This is a genomic window from Nocardia sp. JMUB6875, from assembly GCF_041154655.1.
Classification (GTDB): Bacteria; Actinomycetota; Actinomycetes; order Mycobacteriales; family Mycobacteriaceae; genus Nocardia.
This window is the reverse complement of the sequence record NZ_BAAFGR010000351.1, coordinates 1-2,780: the sequence shown is the minus strand read 5'-3', so window position 1 is coordinate 2,780 and position 2,780 is coordinate 1. Positions and strand designations below refer to the sequence as shown.

General features: G+C 69.6%; 3 protein-coding genes. All 3 read right to left on the bottom strand.

Annotated features, from left to right (window positions below; translation table 11 throughout):
- Positions 1-686, bottom strand: a 686-nt coding sequence (locus tag ACAM49_RS39675; protein WP_369640662.1) for a serine/threonine-protein kinase, incomplete at its 3' end; no start/stop codon positions are given.
- Between the two features lie 68 nt (positions 687-754).
- Positions 755-1,414, bottom strand: a complete 660-nt coding sequence (locus ACAM49_RS39670) for a response regulator transcription factor (protein ID WP_040811202.1) — start codon at positions 1,412-1,414, stop codon at positions 755-757.
- Between the two features lie 91 nt (positions 1,415-1,505).
- Complete coding sequence (locus ACAM49_RS39665) at positions 1,506-2,726, bottom strand: sensor histidine kinase (RefSeq protein ID WP_369640661.1); 1,221 nt, start codon at positions 2,724-2,726, stop codon at positions 1,506-1,508.
- Positions 2,727-2,780: the final 54 nt, after the last annotated feature.

Here is a 2,780-nt window from a genome sequence, read left to right as displayed (position 1 = left end):
AGTTGGAGGTGGCCGCGGATGAGTTCGGCGGGGTGGGGGGAGTCGTAGGGGCCGGCGCCGATGAGGAGCCAGTAGAGGGCGCAGGCCAAGGAGTACTGGTCGGTTGTGGGGTCGAGGTGGGCGCCGGTCATCTGCTCCGGCGAGGCGTAGGCCAGGGTGGCGGTGAACATGCCGGCCTGGGTCAGGTGGGTGGAGTCCTCGCGCAGGCGGGCGATGCCGAAGTCGGTGAGGAACACGCGCTCACCGTGGCCGGCGACGGCGCGGGCCAGGATGATGTTGGCGGGCTTCACATCCCGGTGCAGCACCCCCATGCCGTGCGCGTAATCCAGTGCGCTGGCGACGCCTTCGATCACCTGGACGGCGCGCTCGGGCGGCAGCGTGGCGACATTGACGCTGGCCGCGTCCACCCCGTCGACGTACTGCATGGAGATCCACAGCATCTCGTCCTCGGTGCCGCGGTCGTACACCTCGACGATATTGGGATGGTCCAGCCGCGCGACCAGATCCGCCTCGCGCTCGAACCGGGCGCGGATCTCCCTGTCCGCGTACAGTTCCCGATTCAGCAGCTTCAGTGCCGTCAACTTGCCCAGCCGGGGATGGCGGGCCAGATACACCGACCCCATCCCGCCCTGCCCGAGCAGCCGTTCGACGGTGAACCCGGCGAACACGTCACCGCTGTTGAGCACTGTCCACGACCCCCTTCCGGTGACGTACAAGTCCGTGAGCCTACCCGCCGAAACGCTGTCGGGGCAGGTCAGCCCGGGGTCACCAGTCCGGATTCGTAGGCCAGCACCACCGCCTGCGCCCGATCGCGCAGATTCAGTTTGGTGAACACCTTGGACACGTGCGTCTTCACCGTTTGTTCGGCGACAAAAAGACTTTCGGCGATCTCGGCATTGGACATGCCGCGCGCCACCAGCTCCAGCACCTCGCGCTCACGCGGGGTGAGCACCTCCAGCTGCGGTGCGGGCGCGCGCCGGGCCCGCCGGCGCGTCACATCGGCGATCAACCGGCGCGTCACCGTCGGCGCGAGCAGCGCGTCACCGGCGGCCACCACGCGCACCGCGCGCACCAATTCCTCGGCGGGCGCGTCCTTCAGCAGAAATCCGCTGGCCCCGATGGTGAGCGCCTCGTACACGTAGTCGTCGATATCGAAGGTGGTCAGCATGAGCACCCGCACCGGCGGCTCGAACCCGGCCGACAGAATCGCCCGCGCCGCGTCCAGCCCGTTCATCTCGGGCATGCGCACATCCATCAGCACCACGTCCGGGCGCAGCCGTTTCGCCTCGGCCACAGCGATTTTCCCGTCCGAGGCGTCCCCGACCACACTGATGTCCGGCTGCGCCGCCAGCAGCGCCCCGAATCCGGCCCGCACCATCGCCTGGTCGTCGGCGATCAACACGGTTATCCCCACAATCGCACCTCACGCACGCCCTCGAGTTTGCCATGCCGCCGCTCCCCCGGCCTCCGCGACGACAACTTCGCGCCACTCGAGGCCCGGGGGCTCAGTTGGTGGAGGTCAGCGGGGCGGTGATGGGCGTGGTCAGGTTCGCGGAGATGGGAAGGCTGGCGTGGACCTCGAAGCCGCCGTCGGGGCGGGGACCCGCCGTGAGCACGCCGCCGACGGCGGCCGCGCGGGTCTGCATACCGGCGATGCCGCTGCCGGAGGTCCCGGAGTGGTCGCCGGAACGGACCGCGATCGCACGGTCATTGCTGACCTCCAGGGTGAGTTCGGATCCGGCCGCGATGCGCACCCGCACCGCCGCGCCCGGCGCGTGCCGCGAGGCATTGGCCAAGGACTCCTGCACGATTCGGTACAGCGCCAGCCCGGTCGTCTCCGGCACCAGATCGAGGCTCCCGTCCACGGTGAAGGTGAGCGGCACCCCGGCCCGCTGCGCGCCCTCGAGCAGTCCGGGCACATCGGCGGCGGAGGGCTGCGGCGCGTGCTCGGGCAGCTGCCCGTCACTGCGCAGCACGCCGAGCATGCCGCGAATCTCGTTGAGCGCGGCCCGCGCCCCGGTCCCGATGGATTCGAATTCCGCGCGCGCGTCCGGTGACAGCCCGCTGATCCGATACGGCGCGGTCTGCGCCTGCACCACCACCATCGACATGTGGTGCGCCACCACATCGTGCAGATCGCGGGCGATGCGGGCCTTCTCCTCCAGGATCGCGCGCCGCGCCCGCTCCAGCTCGGTCTCCTCCTCGGACTTGAGCAGCGCCTGCCGCGAGACCGCCACCCAGCGGATGAGCAGCCCGAACACCACCAGCCCGGTGATGGCCAGCGGCCACCCGAATCCGGCATCGGCGAAACTGTCGCCGGTCTGGGCCATGGTGGTGGCGAACAGCAGCGAGGTGGAGATCCACACCACGCCGACGATCCGGACGGGCGCGCGCACCGCCACCGCGAAGACCAGGGCGAACAGCACGATGATGTGCACCACCTGGAACGGGATGCTGTTGCCCGGCTGATGCGGCACCGCCAAGGTGATCAACAGTGCCGAACCGGCCGAAACCGCCCATCCCAGCGGCGGATTCACCCGCAGCAGCAGAATCGGGAACGCCGCGAAGCCCGCGATGAAGGGCGCGGCCGCCGGCGGCACCCTGTGCGTCAGGTGCAGCGTCGGCCACGCCACCGCGATGAAGATGATCGCCAGCAGCACGGTGAACCCGTCGAACCACTGCCGCGCCCGCAACCCACGGGCCTTCCCAGCCACTTTTCCGACCATGCCTTCGACGGTAGAGACTCCCCGCCCCGCACACCTCATACCCCTGAATGATCT

Excerpts from the sequence above, each read along its gene's own strand:
- ACAM49_RS39665 (WP_369640661.1), bottom strand. The coding sequence starts at position 2,726 with ATGGTCGGAAAAGTGGCTGGGAAGGCCCGTGGGTTGCGGGCGCGGCAG.